Genomic DNA, 18603 nt, shown 5'->3' with positions numbered 1-18603 from the left:
CAGGACCTGTCTTGGGCATTCTCGAGGCGGGCGGGTACTCTCCGCGCATGTTCCGCGTCCCCCTCCTGCTCCTCATGGCCACCGTCACGACCGCGCCTTCAGACACGCCCACCTGGACCGACCATCAAGCCCAGGAGGTCCTCGCGAAGACCCAGACCATCCGGCTCACGCCGGACCTGTCCGGCCTCACCCCCGGTGAGCGCACCGCCGTCGCCAGGCTCCTGGAGGTGGGCAAGCTCTTCCAGGACATCTACGAGGACTCCCGTCACCGGCAGGCGCTCGAGCTCCGGAAGCGGCTCGAGGGACAGAAGACGCCTCTGGCCGAGCAGCAGCGGACGTTCTACCGGCTGTTCCAGGGCCCCATCGCCAACACGCTGGAGAACCATCGCATCCCGTTCCTGGCCGCGGACCCCGTCGTCCCCGGCATGAACGTCTACCCGTGGGGCATCACCAAGGAGCAGGTACAGCAGGTGCTGCAGCGACACCCCCAGCTCCGCGCCTCGATCCTCGATCAGCGCACCGTCGTCCGCCGGGCCGACGCGGCCCTGCTGCGCAAGGATCTCGACACGCTCAAGCGCTACCCCGTCATCGACGGGCTCCACCCGGGACTGGGCGACCGGCTCCGCGCGCTCGCGGCGAAGCCCGATCCAGCGATGCTGTACGCCGTGCCGTATGCCGTCGCCTACGCGCCGCAGATGACGAAGGCCCACGGGCTCATCTGGGAGGCGGCCTCGGCCGTGGAGGGCGTCGATCCCGAGTTCGCCGGCTACCTCCGCAACCGCGCCAGGGATCTGCTCGCCAACGACTATGAGTCCGGCGACGCCTCCTGGGTGCGAGGCCGGTTCCAGCGCCTCAACGCCCAGATCGGCGCCTACGAGGTGTACGACGACGATCTGTTCGGCGTGAAGGCGTTCTACTCACTGAGCCTGCTCATCCGGGACGACGCGGCGACGGCGCGGCTCGAGAAGGCGCTGCAGGGGCTCCAGGCCTTCGAGAACAGCCTGCCCTACGAGCCGCACAAGACGGTGAGCTCGGACATCCCGGTGGGCGTCTACCAGATCATCGCGGACTTCGCGCAGGCGCGGGGCATCAACACCGCCACCATCCTGCCCAACGATCCGCTGCACGCCCGGCGCTACGGCCGCACCATCCTGCTGCGCGAGAACATCATGAAGCACCCGGACCTCTTCGCGAACGGACGCGCCTCGTGGGACGCGGTGATGGCCGAGCCCTACCGCGGCCACCTGGGCCTCAGCGGCAACTTCAACCGGACGCTCTGGCACGAGGTGGGCCACTACCTGGGCGTGGACCGGGACGTGAAGGGCCGCGCGGTGAACAGCAACGCCCTGGAGGAGAACTCGAGCATCTTCGAGGAGATGAAGTCGGACCTGGTGTCCCTGTACCTCGGCAAGGCGCTGCGCGAGCGGCTCTTCTACGACGACACCACCCTGCGAGAGCTCTACGCCAGCGGCATCCAGCGCGTGCTGCAGATCGTCCGCCCGCGGCGCGATCAGTCGTACCAGATGATGCAGCTCATGCAGATGAACTACTTCCTCGAGAACGGCCTGCTCGAGCCCCGCTCGGACGGGCTCCACATCCGCTACGACAAGTACCACGACGTCGTCGGCAAGCTGCTGCGCGAGGTGCTCGCCATCCAGCGCGCGGGCGACAAGGCCGCCTCGGACCGGTTCATCGAGAAGTACACCCGCTGGGACGAGTCCCTCCACGGCGCCCTGGCCGCGAAGATGCGCGCCCAGGCGAAGTACCGCTTCACCCTGGTGAAGTACGGAGCGCTCGGAGAGTGAAACGGGCCCGGCCCCGGGATTGTTTGAGCTCAAATCAAGTGCTAGATTCGGGGCATGAGGACACCTCGAATCCTTCTCGTGGGGCTGTGCGCGCTGATGGGCGCCTGCGCGGCCAGAAAGCCGGCGCCGCTCCAGCGCTACTCGCTGGGGATGTCCCGCGCGGAGTACCGAAGCTATGGCGGAGAGCATGCGGCGCTCTGCGACACCGAGCCCCGCTGGCTGGTGGATGAACTGAGCTCCGTGAATGGAATGCTCTCGCGCTTCCTCTTCAGCACAGAGGAGGCGACGAACCCCGACGCGCTCCAGCACGCCGAGCACCTGGCGCTGTTGCAGCAGGCGCTCCAGAGCCTGCCGCCCGTCATGGAGATCCACCGTCGCAACCTGCAGGGGCTGAGCCAGTGCTCCTTCCAGCGGACCGGAGCCTTTCCGGAGATCTCCAAACGAGGCGCCGAGCTGCTGAGCCTGGCGACGGCCCGGCTGGACGAGGCACCGGCCGCGCTGGCCGCCGTCGAGCTCCGAAAGGCCCAGCAGAAGTGGAAGGAGGAGGCGCCCATGCGCGAGGCCACCGCGAAGCAGTCGTGGTGCACGCCCAGCCCCACGGTCGGCAACGGAGATCTGTACTTCGCCCGGCAGCACCCCGACGGCCGCACCGAGTGGCTCTTCTGTGACGGGCTCAAGGTGGAAGCGCCCCCCGGCGGCGAGCCCCAGCTCATCACTCCAGAGGGGCTCAGCCGCCGGGAGCGGCGCCGCATCCAGCCTCAGCACTACCTGGAAGCGGCGAAGGCCTACCCCTCCAGCGAGATCGACCGGCAGCCCGGCCCCAGCGCGGCCGGCACCTCGACCGGACGTGCCTCTCGCGGGAACTGAGGCCGGGCGGGCACCTGGCGCACGTGGACCACGCGGTGGCTGAGGCTCAGCGCCGAGGCGCCGTCGAGCTGGGAGGCGGGGTGCTCGTGGAGGAGCCCAGCCTCGCGGCGCTCAGCACCACGGAGGGGCCGGGCTCGTCCACGTAGATGGGCACGCCGACGAAGAACTCCTTGGCGCGCTGCTGGAACAGGGGCATGCGGCACTGCTCGCCCACCATCAGCACCTCGTCCACGTCCCCGGGGAACATCGTCTTCTGCGACAGCACCTGCTCGCACATCTTCAGGGCGGCGTCGACGAGGGGCTTTGCCAGCCCCTCCAGCTCCTGCCGGGAGAGCATCACATCGAAGTCGCCCACCTGGTTGTTCACGGTGGCGGCGAAGGGCACGCGCACGCGCGTCTCCGTCTGCGTGGACAGCAGGATCTTCGCGTACTCGGCGGCGCTCGCCACCCGGTAGAGCGCGGCGGGGTTGTTCGCGTCCCCGGCCACCCTCACGCCCGTGGGGAGCTTGCGCAGCAGCAGGTCCAGCACGCGCTTGTCCAGCTCGGCGCCGCACAGGGCCACGTTGCCCTCGCTGCCCAGCACCTGGCACTGCCGCGCCGCGTAGCGCACGAGCGACACCTGGACGCGGCCTCCGCCCCAGTCGCACACCATGGCGGTGCGCTCGGGCTTGCCCTTGTGCTTGCCGAAGGCGCCCAGCGCCACGGCGGTAGGCTCGGAGATGGTGCGCTCCACGTGCATCCCGGCCAGCCCGGCGGCCGCCGACATGATCTGCGGCAGCGGGTCTTCCTTGCGCACGGGAGGCAGCGTCAGCACCACGCGGTAGACGGGCTGGCGCAGGAAGTTCTGCGCGCGCTCCCGGGCCTCGAGCAGGATCAGCGCCGCCAGCTCCCGCGCGGCGAACGTCCGGTCCCCGAGCACCACCGCGGGCAGCCCGTCGTCACCCCGCACCACCTTGCAGCGGAGCTGGTCGTACAGCCACTTCACCTTCCGGTCCCCGTACGGCGCGGACAGCAGCCCCTTGATGCCCCACACGGCCAGCGCGGGGTTGGCGGCCTGCTGCCCCCGGGCGGCGTGTCCGGTCAGGATGCGCCCGCCGGGCCCGAGCGCCACGACGGAGGGAGAGCCCTCCATGCGCTCCGAGGGGATGCACACCGGGTTGTAGCCCTGGATGGCCGCCACCCGGCAGTTCGTCGTGCCCAGATCGATGGCGATGACGGGCCCGGCGGCACGGGTGGATGCTTCCGGGGGACGAACACGATCGAGCGCGCAGTCGGTGACGTGGGTCGGGGCCTGGGTCATCGCCGGAGCATTCTAGCGGAACCCCGCGCCAGGGTTCTCCCTGCTCGCGCAAAAAGCGAGGCCCTCGCTCCCCGAGGGGGAGGAGGGCCTGTGCTTCCACTTCCGAACGAAGCGGGGTGACGGCTCAGGCCGTCTTCGTCTTCATGCCACCCTTGGCCCCAGCCTCGCGGGCGGCGGCGCGCTCATCCAGCCAGATCGTCAGCGGGCTGGCGATGTACACGGACGAGTAGGTGCCCACGAGGATGCCCACGAGCATCGCCATGGCGAAGTCCCAGATCTCGCCCACGCCGAAGATGAGCAGACCCACCAGCGACAGCGCGGTGACGAGCGAGGTGAGCAGCGTGCGGGCCAGCGTGTCGTTGACGGCGATGTTGATGACCTCAGCCAGCGGCTTGCCCTTGTACTTGGCCATGTCCTCGCGGATGCGGTCGTAGATCACGATGGTGTCGTTGACCGAGTAGCCGATGATCGTCAGCAGGGCCGCGATGGCGGTGAGGTTGAACTCGCGCCGGCTCACCAGATAGAAGCCGGCCACCATCACCACGTCGTGGAGCATGGCCAGCAGCGCGCCCGGACCGAACTTGAAGTCGAACCGGAACGCCACGTAGATGAGGATGGCCACCATCGCGTACAGCAGCGCGGCGATGCCCTTGTTGCGCAGCTGCTTGCCGACCTGCGGGCCCACGTAGTCCACGCGGCGCTCCTGGAAGTCCGGCGCCGACAGGCCCTGGCTCATCGCGGCCCGGACCTTGTCCGCCATGCCACTGGCCACCACCTGGTAGTCGAACCCACCGCCCTGGGCCTGAGGCAGGGTGCGCACCTCTTGCACGCCCGTGCCGGTGCCCTCCACCGCCCTCTTGATGGCGGCGACATCCAGCGCGGAACCCGCACGGACGTTGATGATGCCGTTGGCCAGGTCCGTGTAGACGTTGCGCACGTTGCCCAGGCCGTTGATGGCGACCTTGGCCTTCTCCGCGTTCTCCTCGTTGAGCTGGGTGACGCCGCCCATGCGGAGCAGGAAGGCGTTCTCGTCCTCCGAGCCGATGCCCTGCACCGACACGTCATGCAGCCCGCCCGCCTCGGCGCGCTTGCGCACCTCGGCCGCGGTGACGGGCTGGTTGAACTTCAGCTCCACCACCGTGCCGCCCGCGAAGTCCACGCCGTAGTTGAACCCCACCGTGGCGATGCCGACGATGATGGCCAGGTTGACGATGGACGACACGAAGACGGCGATCTTCCGCTTACCGATGAAGTCGATGTTCGTCTTGTTCTTGATGATGCGCATGGCGTCCCTTTCTCAGACCGAGACCGTCTGGGCGTTGCGGCCGTGGACGAAGTAGGTGGTGATGACGCGCGTCACCACGATGGACGTGAACAGCGACGCCAGCAGGCCCACGATGAGCGTGGTGGCGAAACCGCGGATGGGGCCGGTGCCCGTGGCGAAGAGGATGGCGCCGGCGATCAGCGTGGTGACGTGCGCGTCGAAGATGGTCCAGAAGGCGCGATCGTAGCCCTGGTCCACCGCCTGCCGCGCCGTCTTGCCGTGGTCCAGCTCCTCGCGGATGCGCTCGTTGATGAGCACGTTGGCGTCCACCGCGATGCCCAGCGTGAGCACGAAGCCGGCGATGCCCGGCAGCGTCAGCGTGGCGTTGAACAGCGCCAGCCCCGCCAGGATGAGCAGGCCGTTGAGCAGCAGCGCCACGTCCGCGATAAGGCCCGTCTTCTTGTAGTAGATGCCCATGAAGAGGATGACGAGCGCCAGGCCCACCAGCGCCGCCAGGCTGCCCTTCTTGATGAGCTCCTCGCCCAGCGAGGCGCCCACCTGCCGGATCTCACCCACCGTCACCGGCGCGGGCAGCGCGCCCGCCTTCAGCACCAGCGCCAGCGTGTTGGCCTCCTGGAACCACTCGTCGAACGACTTGCCACCGGCGCGGCCCATGGTGATGCGCGCGCTGCCGCCGCCGATCTTCTCGTTGATGCGCGGGGCCGAGTGCACGTACTCGTCCAGCACGATGGCCATCCGCCTGCCCACGCTGGCCTCGGTGAGGCGCTCGAACTCGCGCGCGCCCACCGCGTCGAAGGTGATGTTCACCTCGGGCTCGTTGATCTGGCTGATATTGGCGCTGGCGCTCTCCAGGCTCTCGCCCGTCAGCGGCACGTCGCGGTGCACCAGGTAGGTGCGGTAGGCCAGGCACTCGTTCTTGCGGAGCGGGTTGGCCACGCACTCCAGCAGCACCTGGCGGCCCTCCGGCACCTTGCCCTTCACGTACTCCAGCAGCGCCTCGCGGTTGGAGCCCTTGAGCTGCGTGAAGCCCTCCTCGTCGGTGACGCTGATGCCGGCCGTCTCGGGGGGCGGCGTCTTCTGGAGCATCTCCCGGAAGAAGTTCGGGTTGGTGTCATCCACCATCCGGAACTCGAGCTGCGCGGTGGTGCCCACCAGCTCCTTGGCCTGCTCCGGATCCGAGCGGCCCGGCAGGGAGATCTGGATCGAGTCGGTGCCCAGCTTGCGCACGTCCAGCTCGGCCACGCCCCACTTGTCGATGCGGTTGCGGATGACGAGCATGGCCTGGTCCACGGACTCCTGCTCGAAGCGCGTCACCTGGCTCTCGTCCGGCGCCAGCACCAGCCTGCCGCCCTCCCGGCTCACGCGGCTGAAGTCGGTGAAGGTGGCCAGCACCTCCTTCTCGATGGCGTCCATGGTGGCCGGATCCTTGGCCGTCAGCGTCAGCTGCAGCCGCTCCGGATCCGTGTCCGCGCTCACCTCACCCAGCTTCTTGTCCTGGGTGACCCAGCGCGCGATCTGCTGGCCGCGGCGCTCGGTGCGCTTCTGCAGCGCCGTCTTGGTGTCCACACGCATCACCATGTGGATGCCGCCCTGCAGATCCAGCCCCAGGTTCAGCCGGTACTTGGCCGGGGGAGCGATCTTGATGGCGTCCAGCTTCTGCTGAAGCAGGGCGACGTTGTTGCGCTCCGCCGGGCTCATCTGCACCAGCGAGACGTAGGTGGGAATGAGCAGCCACAGCGTCGCCAGCGTCACCGCGACGATCATTCCGAACTTCCACCACCAGCCGCGGTCCATTACTTCTCCTCCTTCTTGTCCTTGTCCTCGGACTTGGCCGAGGCCTGAGCGTCGTCAGCGATCGAGCCCTTGGCGTAGATGGACCGCTTGAGCACGCGCAGGCGCACCCCGTTGGCCACCTCCAGCGTCACCGTCTGCTCGGCGACCTGGTGGATCTTCCCCAGGATGCCACCCTGCGTGACGACCTCGTCGCCCTTCTTCAGGCCCGCGAGCAGCTCGCGATGCGTCTTGGCCTGCTTCTGCTGGGGACGGATCATCACGAAGTACATGATGGCCACCAGCAGGGCGATGAAGCCCATGTTGACCAGGGGGCTCGCGCCCCCGGCCGGGGCCTGCGCCAGAATCAGGAAGCTGTCTGCCACGTACCGCCTCGTCGCTTGGAAGGTTCGGTTTCGACCCCCACCCGGGTGTGGGTAAAGGTCAACCCAGAAGGGTGCGCCTCTTAGCAGCAGCCTCCATCGTGAGCAAGTGAACGCGGGAGGCGAAGCCCCCTTCCCAACACCTGGGCCCCCCCTGTGCTCAGCGAGCGCGGGTGCGCTCGGCCTCCTGATCCGCCGCCCGGGCGCGGAACTCCCGGGCGAAGGTGGCGTACCGGTCCTCGGAGATGGCGCGGCGCACCTGGGCCATGAGCCCCAGGAAGTAGTGGAGGTTGTGCAGCGTGTTCAGCCGCATGGCGAGGATCTCCTGGGCCACGAAGAGGTGGCGGAGGTACGCCCGGCTGAACGTCCGGCAGGTGTAGCAGGAGCACGCCGGGTCCACCGGACGTGGGTCCTTGGCATACACGGCATTGCGGATGACGACCTTGCCCTCCGAGGTGAAGAGCAGGCCGTTGCGGGCGCAGCGGGTGGGCAGGACGCAGTCGAACATGTCCACCCCGGCCTCCACGCAGGTGACGAGATCCACCGGGGTGCCCACACCCATCAGGTAGCGCGGCTTGTCGCGCGGCAGCAGCGGCGCCGAGTACGCGACGCCGGCGTGCATGGCCTCGGGCGTCTCACCCACCGAGTAGCCGCCCAGGGCGTACCCGGGCAGGTCCACCGCGCACACCTGCTCGGCGTGAGCCTTGCGCAGGTCCTCGTGGAGCCCGCCCTGGACGATGCCGAAGAGGGAGGAGCGCTCGCGGCTCCAGGCCTTGGCGCAGCGGTGGAGCCAGCGCGTGGTGCGCGCCATGGACTGCTCCATGTAGGAGCGCTCGGACTTGGCGGGCGGGCACTCGTCGAAGGCCATGATGATGTCGGCGCCGAGCGTCTCCTGGATCTCGATGGAGCGCTCGGGGGTGAGCATGTGGCGCGCACCATCCAGGTGGGACTGGAAGGCGGCGCCCTCCTCGGTGATCTTCCGCTTCTCGGAGAGGCTGAAGACCTGGAAGCCGCCGCTGTCGGTGAGCATGGGCCGGTTCCAGGAGATGAAGCGGTGCAGGCCGCCCATCTCGCCCACGAGCGCCTCTCCGGGCCGCAGCATGAGGTGGTAGGTGTTGCCGAGGATGATCTGGGCATCCAGGGTGAGCAGATCGTCCGGGCCCACGGCCTTGACGCTGCCCACGGTGCCCACGGGCATGAAGATGGGCGTCTCCACGGGCCCGTGGGGGGTGTGCACCCGTCCGCGCCGCGCCTTGGTGCCCGAGTCCTCGTGGAGCAACTCGAAGCGCACCAGGCTCGGTGGCACCCGCGTGTCTCCCCTACCCTTCTGCTCGCCCATCGCTCACTCCGTCACCAGCATGGCATCGCCATACGAGAAGAACCGATAACCCGCGCGGACCGCCTCGGCATACGCCGCCAGGGTGCGCTCACGGCCCAGCAGCGCGCTCACCAGCATGACCAGGGTGGAGCGTGGCAGGTGGAAGTTGGTGAGCAGCACGTCCACCTGGCGGAAGGTGAAGCCCGGGCGGATGAAGATCGTGGTGTCGCCCATGCCGGCGCGCAGCCGCCCCGTCTGGGGGTCCGTGGCGGCCTCCAGGGTGCGCACGACGGTGGTGCCCACGGCGATCACCCGGCGGCCCTCGGCCTTGGCGGCATTCACCGCGGCGGCCGTCTCCTCGGGCACGCCGTAGCGCTCCGGGTGCATCTTGTGCTTGTCGAGCTCCTCCTCGCGCACGGGGAGGAAGGTGCCCGGGCCCACGTCCAGCGTCACCATGGCGCGCTGGACGCCTCGGGCCTCCAGGGCGGCGAAGGTGGCCTCGGTGAAGTGCAGGCCGGCGGTGGGCGCCGCCACCGAGCCGGAGGAGCGGGCATACACGGTCTGGTAGCGCTCGGCGTCCGCGGCATCCGGCTCGCGGCTGATGTAGGGCGGCAGCGGCAGCCGCCCGGCCTGGGCCAGCAGCTCCTGGAAGGAGGCGCCCGGCGGGGCCTGGAAGCGCACGCGGTACTCCCCTCCGCCGAAGACCTCGAGCACCTCGGCGGTGAGCCCGCCGGGGAAGTCCACCCGCGCGCCGGGCTTGAGGCCCTTGGAGGCCTGCCCCAGGCAGATCCAGTCACTGGATTCGGGGGCCTGGGCGAGCGCGGTGGAAGTGAGGGTGCTGGCGGCGGGGCGGACGACGAGCAGCTCCACGCGGCCGCCGGTGCCTGCCTTGGCGCCCAGCAGGCGGGCGGGGATGACGCGCGCATCGTTGAGGACGAGCAGATCGCCCGGGCGCAGCAGCGTGGGCAGGTCCGAGAAGCGCCGGTGCTCCCAGGCGCCGGTGGCCCGGCTCACGGTCATCAGGCGCGACGCGTCACGAGAGCCCAGGGGCTGCTGGGCGATCTGCGCGTCGGGCAGCTCGAAGTCATAGTCGGAGAGACGGGACGACACGGGGGCGCTTGTAGCAGCCTCGGTGCCGCCCCGGAACCGAACTCAGTAGAGCTGCTGGAGCTCGGCACCCGGGTAGTAGTGCGAGAGGATGTCCTTGTAGCTCCAGCCCCCGTCCGCGAGCACCTTAGCGCCCCACTGGCAGAGCCCGGCCCCGTGGCCATAGCCGCGGCCGGTGAAGTGGTAGCCGTGGGCGGTGCGCTCCACCTCGAAGTCCAGGCTCTTGAGCTTGGTATAGCCCAGACGCTGCCGGAAGCGGGCGCCATCCAGCGTCGCTCCGCCGGAGGTGCTCATCCGGGTGACCCGGTGCGTCGAGGTGCGGCCAGCGATGCGCAGGCCCTCGGGAGAGCCCTCGAGCGCATCCCGGAGCTCCTGCTCACTCACGGTGGCGGACCAGCGGCTGGAGGGCAGCTTGCCGCAGGGGCACTCGACGGCCTGGAGGTAGGGCAGATCGCGCTGGAGCGCGGCCTGACCGGACTCGGTGTGCCCGCCGCACGAGGCATGGAAGTAGGCCTCGATGGGAGCGAGCTCATAGGTGAGCACCTCGCCCCGGGTGGCCTCCACGGCGGCGCGGGTGCGGGGGTCCTCGCTGGTGACGCCCCCGTACACCTGATGGAGCACGCTGCTGCCCATGTAGAAGGCGCTCCCGTAGGCCTCCAGCTTCTTCTGGAGGGCATAGGTGCGGGCGGCGATGGCCTGGGCCTTGAGCGCCTCGGGAGGGAACGAGACTGGCATCTCGCTGCCGAGCACCGCGGCCAGGTAGTCCTCCAGGGGGATGACGTTGATGAGCTGCAGCCCGTCCCGGTAGAGCCGCACCACCACGTCCCCGCGGACCCGCATGTCCCCGGCGCGCAGGGGCGCATCTCCGGGGACGCCTGCGTCATCGGACACCCAGCCGGCGCGCAAGCGCACCGCGTCGCCGACGACGGGAGCACCGTTGACCTCCAGCTTCCGGCCTTTGCGCCGCACCGTCACCCGGCTCTTGCCCAGCGGGTGGAAGGTCGCATCCTCGGTATCCATCCCGAGCGACAGGCCCTGGCCGCTCACCTGGACCTCGTCTCGCCCCTCGCTCATCGCGATGCGCATGGTCTCCACCGCGGCCGCGGGCAGGGCCATGAACAGGACGAGGAGCAGTGCAACAGGACGCAACATGGTCCCGACAGTGTAGGAGGCCTGGATCGCGGCTCAAGAAAACGGCCACCGGATGAGGGAGACTGACAAGCCGATGCCCCCCACCTTCGATCCTTCGGCACTGGCTCCCACCGCGCTGGGGGCGCTGCTGCGAGCGCTGCCGCCCCGCTCGGCCGCGCTGCTCCGGCGGCGGCTGGCCCAGGGAGCGTCCCTGGAGGCCTGCGCGGCCTTCTACGGCGTGTCGCCGGAGGCGTTCTCGGTGAACCTGCTGCGGGAGGCGCTGTCACTCACGGTGGCGGCCGGAGGGAGTGCCCGCCCCCCGGGGAGCCCGGACGAGGAGGCGGCCTGGGCCCGGCAGCTCTCGGCGGCGATGGAGCGGGAGGGCGCCTCCGCCAGCCCGGCCCTCGCGGACACGGTGGGGCTCTGCCGGAGGCTGCTCGCGGTGGGCCAGGAGGTGAGCGCGGCACTCGAGGCCGCCGAGCGCGTGGAGGCCGCCTCTCCTCGCCGCCAGCGGGAGGACCTCTTCCGGAGGATCGCGGTGGGGCTGCTGCTGGCGCTGGCGGCGTACTTCTATTGGACGCGGCCCCCGGAGACCCCGCCGCCTCGTCCCGGCCCCGGCATCCCCGGCCTGCGCTGAGCACGCTGGACGCGGTGGCGGGCCGGCGCATAAGGGAAGGCCATGCGCGCTTCCTGCCTTGCCCTGTTGGCCCTGGTGCTCGCTGGCTGTCCCAAGCAGGTGGAACGGGTGGCTGGCACCGACGACTCGCGAATCGATGCAGCCTCTGCCCAGCTCGAGGAGCTGCGACTCAAGGAGCAGTCCGAGGAGCTGCCCTGCCCGGACCGCTGCACGGTGGCCCAGCAGACCTGCACGGTGGCGGAGGAACTGTGTGGGCTGGTGGAGGCCCACCCGGACCGGACGGATCTGCCGCCGCGCTGCGTCCAGGCGCGAGAGCAGTGCGCCCAGGCCAACGCCGGGTGTACGCGGTGCCAGAACGGCTGAGTGCGGAGGAGTCGGCCAACGGGCGGATTGCCCGGGTCCCCCTCCCCCTCCTAGATTGAGGCAACCCTCGAGGAGCCGTCATGTCCCGCCGAACGTCCGTCCTGCTTGTCGCCTCCTGGCTTGCCGTGCCAGGGCTGGCCGTGGCGCAGGAGGCACTCACGCCCGAGAAGATCGCGGAGATCCGCCGGGACGAGCAGGCCGCGAAGGCCAAGGTGGACGCGGCCTACGGCAACCGGAAGCCCTCGGAGATGAGCAACGAGGAGCGTGGCCAGGCTGCGAAGGAGCAGCAGGCAGCGGGCCTGGCGGTGCTGGAGAAGCACGGGGTGTCGGACAAGGAGTACTCGCGCCACGTGGCCCAGATGGACCGCGAGGAGCGCGAGGCCGTCGCCCAGGCGGAGAAGCAGCTGGAGGCTCGTGACAAGGCCGCCCGGGAGGCAAGGGAGGCCAAGGAGGCGGAGCGGAGGCGGAAGGAGGAGCAGGGCCTGGATCCCGACGAGATCCCCATCCAGCGGGGCTTCAGCGACGAGAACCCGGTGGTGCTGGAGTCCACGGAGGAGGCGGGAGTGGAAGTCGAGGAGGGCCTGCCCCCGGGCGAGGAGGGGCTGGAGAACTTCACGGAAGCAGCCCCCGGCGATGCCGTCATCGAGGATGCGACGACGCCGATCGCCACCACTCCCGAGCCCGCCCCCGCGAAGAAGGCGAAGTCGAAGAGGAGGTAGCCGCCGCCGCCGCCCCCTCAGCGGGCCCGAGCCCGCCAGACCTCGTCATAGGGGCAGGAGCAGTCGGTCTGCTCCGGCTCGGGGTAGGCGTACTGCTGGCCCTTGAAGTTGCGGAAGAGGGTCTCCCGCTCACCGCGCTCGACCACATAGTCCGGCTGGAGCGTGACCTTGCCGCCGCCCCCGGGCAGGTCCACGGCGAGGTGCGGCACGGCGAGCCCGGTGGTGAAGCCCCGGAGCTGCTGGAGGATCTCCACGCCCTTGGAGATGGGGGTGCGCAGGTGCTCGCAGCCCTCGGCGACATCCATCTGGTGGAGGTAGTACGGCCGCACGCGGATGCGCAGCAGGGCGTGGGACAGCTCTTTGATGATGCGAGCGTCCGAGTTGAGCCGGCGCATGAGCACGGCCTGGTTCTCCACGGGCACGCCATGGTCCACCAGACGCTCGCAGGCCTCACTGGCCTCGGGAGTGATCTCCTTGGGGTGGTTGAAGTGCGTCACCACATAGACGGGCGCGTAGCGCCGCAACGTGCGCGCGAGCGAGTCGGTGACACGCATTGGCAGACACACCGGCACCCGGGTCCCGATGCGGATCATCTCCACATGGGGAATCTCCTGCAGCGGCGCGAGCAGCTCCTCCAGACGGGTATCGCTGAGAAGGAACGGATCGCCCCCGGAGATGAGCACATCGCGCACCTCGGGGTGGCTGCGGATGTACTCGATGCCGCGGCGCATCTGCTCCTTGCTCAGCTCGGCCTCGCCGCCCTTGGTGATGCGGCGGCGGGTGCAGTGCCGGCAGTAGACGGAGCACGTGTCCAGCGCGAGGAAGAGCACCCGGTCCGGATACTTGTGGACGATGGCCTCCTCGGGCCGGGTCTTGTCCTCGCCCAGCGGATCGGTCAGCTCACCGGGGCGGACGCGCGCCTCGGCCCGCACGGGGATGGACTGCATGCGCACGGGGCAGAACGGATGCTCCGGGTCGATGAGCGACAGGTAGTACGGGCTGATGCCGATGCGGAACAGCGAGGCCGTCTCCTGGACGCCTGCGCGCTCGTCGGCCGTCAGGGGCACATAGCGCTCGAGCTGCTCGAGGTTGCGGACGGCGTGGCGCTGCTGCCAGCGCCAGTCACCCCACTCCGCATCCGTCGCCTGGGGAAACAGGCGGCGGCGGCCCTCGGCGCTCGAGGGAGCACGACCGGCCCGGGCCTTCGATGGGCCAGTGGCTGAGGCCCCACCCGTCTGGGGGGACGAGTCCATCACGCCGCCTTGAGCTGATCGCGCCACCACGCCTGACCGGACTCCGGCAGGGTGTCGATGGGATCGTAGTACTCGTACTTGCGGTTGAGCGCATCGGGGTCATTGGCCTCGATGCCGGTGCGATAGTTCTTGGTCCAGTACGAGATGCCGCGCTCGCGATCGTACTCGGCGACCTGGTGGACCCAGCGCTTGCCGACGAAGGGCACGTCACAGACGATGCGCGGCGTGGCGAAGCCGGGCATGTAGCCCATGATGTCGTGCTGGAGCTTCTGGGCCTGGTCGACGGACAGCCGCCAGTGCTCCGAGTTGGGGATCATGTCGCACATATAGAAGTAGTACGGCAGGATCTTCGCATGGTCGAGCAGCGTGAAGCACAGGTCCAGCAGGGCGTGGGCGCTGTCATTCACGCCGCGCAGCAGGACGCCCTGGTTGCGCACGTCGCGGAAGCCCATGTCGAGCAGCTTGCGCACGGCCTTGCCCACCAGCGGAGTGAGCTGCTGGGCATTGTTGACGTGGGTGTGGAGCGCCAGGTCCACGCCCCGCTCGATGGACTTCTTGGCCAGCCGGTCCAGCCCCTGGAGGACGCTGTCCTGGAGGAAGTGCTGGGGGATGCCCATGAGGCCTTTGCTGGCCAGACGGATGTCCCGGATGTTGGGGATGTCCATCAGGGCGCTGACGAAGGGCTCGAGCTGCTGGATGGGCAGGTTGGCGATGTCGCCGCCGGACACCACCACGTCGCGCACGGTGGGCGTGCGGCGCAGGTAGTCCAGCATCTGCTCGTAGCGCTCCTTGGGCCCGATGGCGAACTTGTGCTTGGGCACCTGGGGCACGTCATTGCCCACCAGGTCCATGCGGGTGCAGTGCCCACAGTACTGGGGGCAGGTGGGCAGCATCTCCGCGAGCACCTTGGTGGGGTAGCGGTGGGTGAGGCCCTCCACCACCCACATCTCGGCCTCATGGAGGCTGTCGCGGCTGGCCTTGGGGTGATTGGGCCAGTCGGTGCGACGGTCCGCGAACGCCGGCAGCATGTAGCGGCGGACCGGATCGTTCCAGAGGTCCTCCACGTTCATGGTGTTGAGCATCTGCGGAGGGAGGAGCAGCGACATGGTCGCCCGCTCCTTCTGGTCACGGTCGATGCTCTCCGCCAGATCGTCGGGCAGGAGGGAGCCCAGCGCGGCCTTGAGCTCGCGCAGGTTCTTGATGGTGTGCTTGCGCTGCCAGACGGAGCTCTCCCATTCGGCGGCGGAGACGTCCTTGTAGGCGGGGATGCGCCGCCAGTCGGGCTCGAGGAACTCCCGGCGAGTGGGATACGAAATGGGCTGTGGGGCGGGACCGGTCTCGACCGGCACTCGGCTGGGCTTCGTTTGCATGGCGATTCACCTTACCGTGAAGCTCCGTCAGCGAGAGCACTCCCGCAGCGGTGGCCCTCCATACCGAACAATCGAGGAGGGTGACACATGCCCGCTCACTCGATGGGCACGTTGATCAGCTTCGCGACCTCCGACTCGGTGATGGTGACGGTCTGAGGCTTGGTCTGTTTGCCGTTGAGCTTGAAGACGATCTTGCGTTCGCCCACGGGCAGGAGCAGCGGCCTGCCGATGGCCACGGGGGTATCCCGCTGTGAGTACTTGCCGTCCACCCAGATCTGCGCGCCCGCGGGCTTGGTGCTGGCGGCGAACTTGCCGGTCTTGACCGGGGCCTTGGGCGTATTGGCGACAGGGGGCTTGGGGCGCTCGACCTGCTTGGGCGGGTCGTCCCTGGGAGGATCCTTGGGGGCCTCCTTCTCGAGCGCGAACTCGACCTTCACCTCGGGGCTGCCGTCGTACTCGAACTCACCCGTGAACGGCTTGTAGCCCGAACGGCGGGCCACGAACTTGTAGGTCTTCCCGATGGCCAGGTTCGCGGCCTTGGCGTTGGGCGTCTGGCCGACGGACTTGCCATCGACCTGGATCTCCGCGCCCGTGTCACCCACGAAGACGGCCGCGAACGTCTTCGGCTTCTCCGGCTCGGGGGGCTTGGGGCTGTCCTTGGGCGTGTCGGGGTTCTTGGCCACGGCATCGGGATTGGCCGGATCCTTTGGAGGCGTCTCCGTCGAGTCGCCACCCGCGACCTTGTCAGGCTCGGAAGGCTGCTTGTCGGGAGGGGGCTGCTCGTCCGTGCCAGCATTGCCCTCGGGCTTGAGCTTCAGCACCACGGGAAGAGGCTTCTGGCCCTCGACGACGGTGATCGTCTGCTCGAGGGGAGCAAAGCCGTCGGCGCCAGCGAACACCCGGTGCTGCCCGGGCTCGAGCTCGATGACGGCATTGGGGCTGACGGGCTGGCCATCGACCCGTAGCGCCACCTTGGCGGTGGCGGGCTCCACGGCGAACATGACGCTGCCCTTGTTGGACCCGGAGGCAATCGCCACGATGGTCCCGAGCACGCCGAGCAGCAGCACGGCGGCGCCGGCGATGATGAAGACCTTGGGGTTGATGGGCTTGCGAGGCCCGGTCGGGCCAGGCTTGGCGGCCTTGCCGCCCTTATTGGGGGCGGCTTTCTTGTTGGCCACCACGGGAGCCTTGTCCGTCTCGTGGGGCTCCTCCTCCTCTTCGAGGGCCCGCCCGTTGGGGCTGGACACCTCGTCCTCGTCGACGCGCTGGGAGCGGTCCCTGGCGGAGCGGCCCTTGGCCCGCATCTCGTCGGGCTGATCCTCCTCTTCCTCCTCGGCAGGCTCGGCTTCGCCGTCGCCGTCACGAGAGGTGGGCGCCGGACCGATCATGGTGGCGCCGCCAAAGTTCTCGGGCTCACCCTCGCCGATGACGACCTGGGACCTGGCGCCGTTCTTTCCCTTGCCACGAACCGCGGGCACCGAGCCCGTGGGCCGGGGCGCCGCCATGGTGGACTCGCTGGTGAACGGGTTGGGCGCGCTCCCATCGAGCGTCTCGTTCTCGTCGAGCGGAGTCTCGGTCTCGCCCGTCGCGCCGTCATCGATGGGGTTGGCGTTCTTGCCCGTCGAGCTGTCGTCGAAGAGCACGCCTTCGGCCCCACCACTGAGGGCCATGGAGGAGTCGACGATCTGCGTCTTGTCCCCTGCCCCGTCCATCTCGGCGAGCTCTTCGGCGCTGGGAGGCGGAATGAGGGGCGGAGGGGTGAGCTTCGCGGAGGAAGAGGAGCGCACCGGAGCGGGCGGCTGCGGCCCCACCGGAGTGACCATGGACGGCTTGCGCTGCGCGCGCGTCGGCGGAGAAGGCGTCGCGGTGACACCCGAGGACTCGATCTGGTCCGGCTTCTCGATGGCCGCGTAGCGCTCCATCTTCTCCGCTTCGCGGAGCATGTCCTCGGCGAAGGCCTCCTTCATGTAGGAGGACAGATGCTTGCCGGAGTAGATGGCATCCCCCGCGAGGAGGAAGCGCATCAGGTCCTCCTGCAGGTCCGACGCCCACTGGTAGCGCTCCTCGGGCTCGCGGGCGAGGCTCTTGAGGACGACCTTCTCGAGGCCGGCGGGGATGTTCGGGTTGAACTGGCGAGGCAGCGGCACCTCGGCGTTGCGCACGGCCTCCAGGGTGGAGAAGTCGGACTCGCCGACGAAGAGCTTCTCGCCGGTGAGCATCTCGTAGAGGATGACGCCGACGGCGAAGACGTCGCTGCGCCGGTCGATGGGCATGCCGCGGACCTGCTCCGGGCTCATGTACCCGAACTTGCCCTTGAGGATGCCGGCCTGGGTCTTCTGCGCGCGGTTGGCCGCCTTGGCGATGCCGAAGTCGATGATCTTCACATCACCCTCGTACGAGACGAGGATGTTCTGCGGAGACACGTCGCGGTGGATGATGGAGAGGTCCTGCCCGCGCGCGTCCTTCTTGCGGTGCGCGTAGTCGAGCCCTTCGCACATCTTCGAGGCGATGAAGACCGCCTGGGCGGTCGGCATGATCTCCTTGCGGCGACGGTAGCGCTCGAGGATGGTGCGCAGGTCCCTTCCGGCGACGTACTCCATCGCGATGTAGAAGGTTTCGTCGTACTTCCCGAGCTCGTGGATGTGCACGACGTTGGCGTGGTTCAGCTGAACGCTGATCCGCGCCTCATCGATGAACATCGTGATGAACTCCTGGTCCTCGGCCATCGTCGGGAGGATCTTCTTGATGGCCAGGAAGCGCTCGAAGCCCTCCACGCCGAAGGCCTTGGCGATGAACACTTCGGCCATGCCGCCGACGTTGATTCGCTCGAGGAGCAGGTACTTGCCGAATGTGGTAGGCCGCTTCATCTCGTGGAGTCGCCCCGACCCGGGCAGCAACGGTGCCATGGGAGGCGGAAGTAAACCGGGCGGAGCTAGGGACTTTAGACGGAGCCGCAACGGTCCGTCAAACAACACTGCACTCCCAAATTACCTAGAGAATCCGCTGACTTGGGCGCGTTTTGGGGCTCGCCTGCCCTGCCGCTGTCCGCTGCCGCCGAGAGAGCGCTGCCCCCAGGCGGGCCAGGTGCGACCGAACGCCGCCGCCAGCTCGCCCAGGCAAGGAGCCTGAAGGGCCCGGCCGATCGACCTGGGCCACGGGCCTCAGGCCCCAAAAAAAAGCGCCCCTGGAGCCCAGTGAAGGGCGCCAGGGGCGCGAAGAAAAAATCCGGCAGCGACCTACTCTCCCACGCGGTTTCCCGCGGAGTACCATCGGCTCTGGAGGGCTTAACTTCCGT

General features: G+C 68.9%; 15 protein-coding genes and 1 rRNA gene. 5 read left to right on the top strand and 11 right to left on the bottom strand.

Annotation, left to right across the window (positions count from 1 at the left end; all coding sequences use genetic code 11):
- Window positions 1–11 precede the first annotated feature (11 nt).
- Together KY572_RS41600 and KY572_RS41595 are read left to right on the top strand one after the other, a co-directional pair.
- Entirely contained in the window at window positions 12–1805 is a 1794-nt protein-coding gene (locus KY572_RS41600; protein WP_224249314.1) for an NUDIX hydrolase, read from the top strand.
- Window positions 1806–1859: 54 nt separating this feature from the next.
- Entirely contained in the window at window positions 1860–2672 is an 813-nt protein-coding gene (locus KY572_RS41595) for a hypothetical protein (RefSeq protein ID WP_224249313.1), read from the top strand.
- Between the two features lie 46 nt (window positions 2673–2718).
- Here the strand turns inward: KY572_RS41595 and KY572_RS41590 are convergent, their stop codons facing one another.
- The 7 genes from KY572_RS41590 to KY572_RS41560 all read right to left on the bottom strand — a co-directional run bounded on the left by KY572_RS41590 (window position 2719) and on the right by KY572_RS41560 (window position 10987).
- A complete protein-coding gene (locus KY572_RS41590; protein WP_224249312.1) occupies window positions 2719–3972 on the bottom strand; it encodes an Hsp70 family protein in 1254 nt (417 codons plus the stop codon).
- Between the two features lie 124 nt (window positions 3973–4096).
- The gene (secF, locus tag KY572_RS41585) at window positions 4097–5257 is read right to left on the bottom strand and encodes a protein translocase subunit SecF (RefSeq protein WP_224249311.1); all 1161 of its coding nucleotides are present in this window, start codon (window positions 5255–5257) and stop codon (window positions 4097–4099) included.
- Window positions 5258–5269: 12 nt separating this feature from the next.
- Window positions 5270–7051: a protein translocase subunit SecD gene (gene secD, locus KY572_RS41580; protein ID WP_224249310.1), complete on the bottom strand. Its 1782-nt coding sequence runs from the start codon at window positions 7049–7051 to the stop codon at window positions 5270–5272.
- On the bottom strand, window positions 7051–7413 hold the full coding sequence (yajC, locus tag KY572_RS41575) for a preprotein translocase subunit YajC (protein ID WP_224249309.1): 363 nt from the start codon (window positions 7411–7413) through the stop codon (window positions 7051–7053). The genes secD and yajC overlap by 1 nt, the downstream gene beginning before the upstream one ends.
- Window positions 7414–7570: 157 nt before the next feature.
- Complete coding sequence (tgt, locus tag KY572_RS41570; protein ID WP_224249308.1) at window positions 7571–8749, bottom strand: tRNA guanosine(34) transglycosylase Tgt; 1179 nt, start codon at window positions 8747–8749, stop codon at window positions 7571–7573.
- A 3-nt stretch (window positions 8750–8752) separates the two neighbouring features.
- On the bottom strand, window positions 8753–9838 hold the full coding sequence (gene queA, locus KY572_RS41565; protein ID WP_224249307.1) for a tRNA preQ1(34) S-adenosylmethionine ribosyltransferase-isomerase QueA: 1086 nt from the start codon (window positions 9836–9838) through the stop codon (window positions 8753–8755).
- A gap of 42 nt (window positions 9839–9880) precedes the next feature.
- On the bottom strand, window positions 9881–10987 hold the full coding sequence (locus KY572_RS41560) for a SpoIID/LytB domain-containing protein (protein WP_224249306.1): 1107 nt from the start codon (window positions 10985–10987) through the stop codon (window positions 9881–9883).
- A 52-nt stretch (window positions 10988–11039) separates the two neighbouring features.
- Here KY572_RS41560 and KY572_RS41555 point away from each other — a divergent pair, with 52 nt between their 5' ends.
- From KY572_RS41555 to KY572_RS41545, 3 genes are all read left to right on the top strand, one after another.
- Window positions 11040–11603: a hypothetical protein gene (locus KY572_RS41555; RefSeq protein ID WP_224249305.1), complete on the top strand. Its 564-nt coding sequence runs from the start codon at window positions 11040–11042 to the stop codon at window positions 11601–11603.
- A gap of 42 nt (window positions 11604–11645) precedes the next feature.
- Window positions 11646–11966, top strand: a complete 321-nt coding sequence (locus tag KY572_RS41550; protein WP_224249304.1) for a hypothetical protein — start codon at window positions 11646–11648, stop codon at window positions 11964–11966.
- Between the two features lie 80 nt (window positions 11967–12046).
- On the top strand, window positions 12047–12685 hold the full coding sequence (locus KY572_RS41545; protein WP_224249303.1) for a hypothetical protein: 639 nt from the start codon (window positions 12047–12049) through the stop codon (window positions 12683–12685).
- 17 nt (window positions 12686–12702) lie between these two features.
- On the opposite strand, the gene KY572_RS41540 is transcribed toward KY572_RS41545, so the two are convergent.
- The 4 genes from KY572_RS41540 to rrf all read right to left on the bottom strand — a co-directional run.
- Entirely contained in the window at window positions 12703–13938 is a 1236-nt protein-coding gene (locus tag KY572_RS41540) for a KamA family radical SAM protein (RefSeq protein WP_224249302.1), read from the bottom strand.
- Window positions 13938–15308: a KamA family radical SAM protein gene (locus KY572_RS41535; RefSeq protein WP_224249301.1), complete on the bottom strand. Its 1371-nt coding sequence runs from the start codon at window positions 15306–15308 to the stop codon at window positions 13938–13940. The genes KY572_RS41540 and KY572_RS41535 overlap by 1 nt, the downstream gene beginning before the upstream one ends.
- A 95-nt stretch (window positions 15309–15403) precedes the next feature.
- The gene (locus KY572_RS41530) at window positions 15404–18175 is read right to left on the bottom strand and encodes a serine/threonine protein kinase (protein WP_224249300.1); all 2772 of its coding nucleotides are present in this window, start codon (window positions 18173–18175) and stop codon (window positions 15404–15406) included.
- Window positions 18176–18531: 356 nt separating this feature from the next.
- A 5S ribosomal RNA gene (rrf, locus tag KY572_RS41525) occupies window positions 18532–18603 on the bottom strand; the annotation flags it as partial.

The organism is Hyalangium gracile (genome assembly GCF_020103725.1).
Lineage (GTDB): Bacteria > Myxococcota > Myxococcia > Myxococcales > Myxococcaceae > Hyalangium > Hyalangium gracile.
The sequence above is the reverse complement of the archived record's forward strand: the minus strand, read 5'-3'. Positions and strand labels throughout refer to the sequence as shown.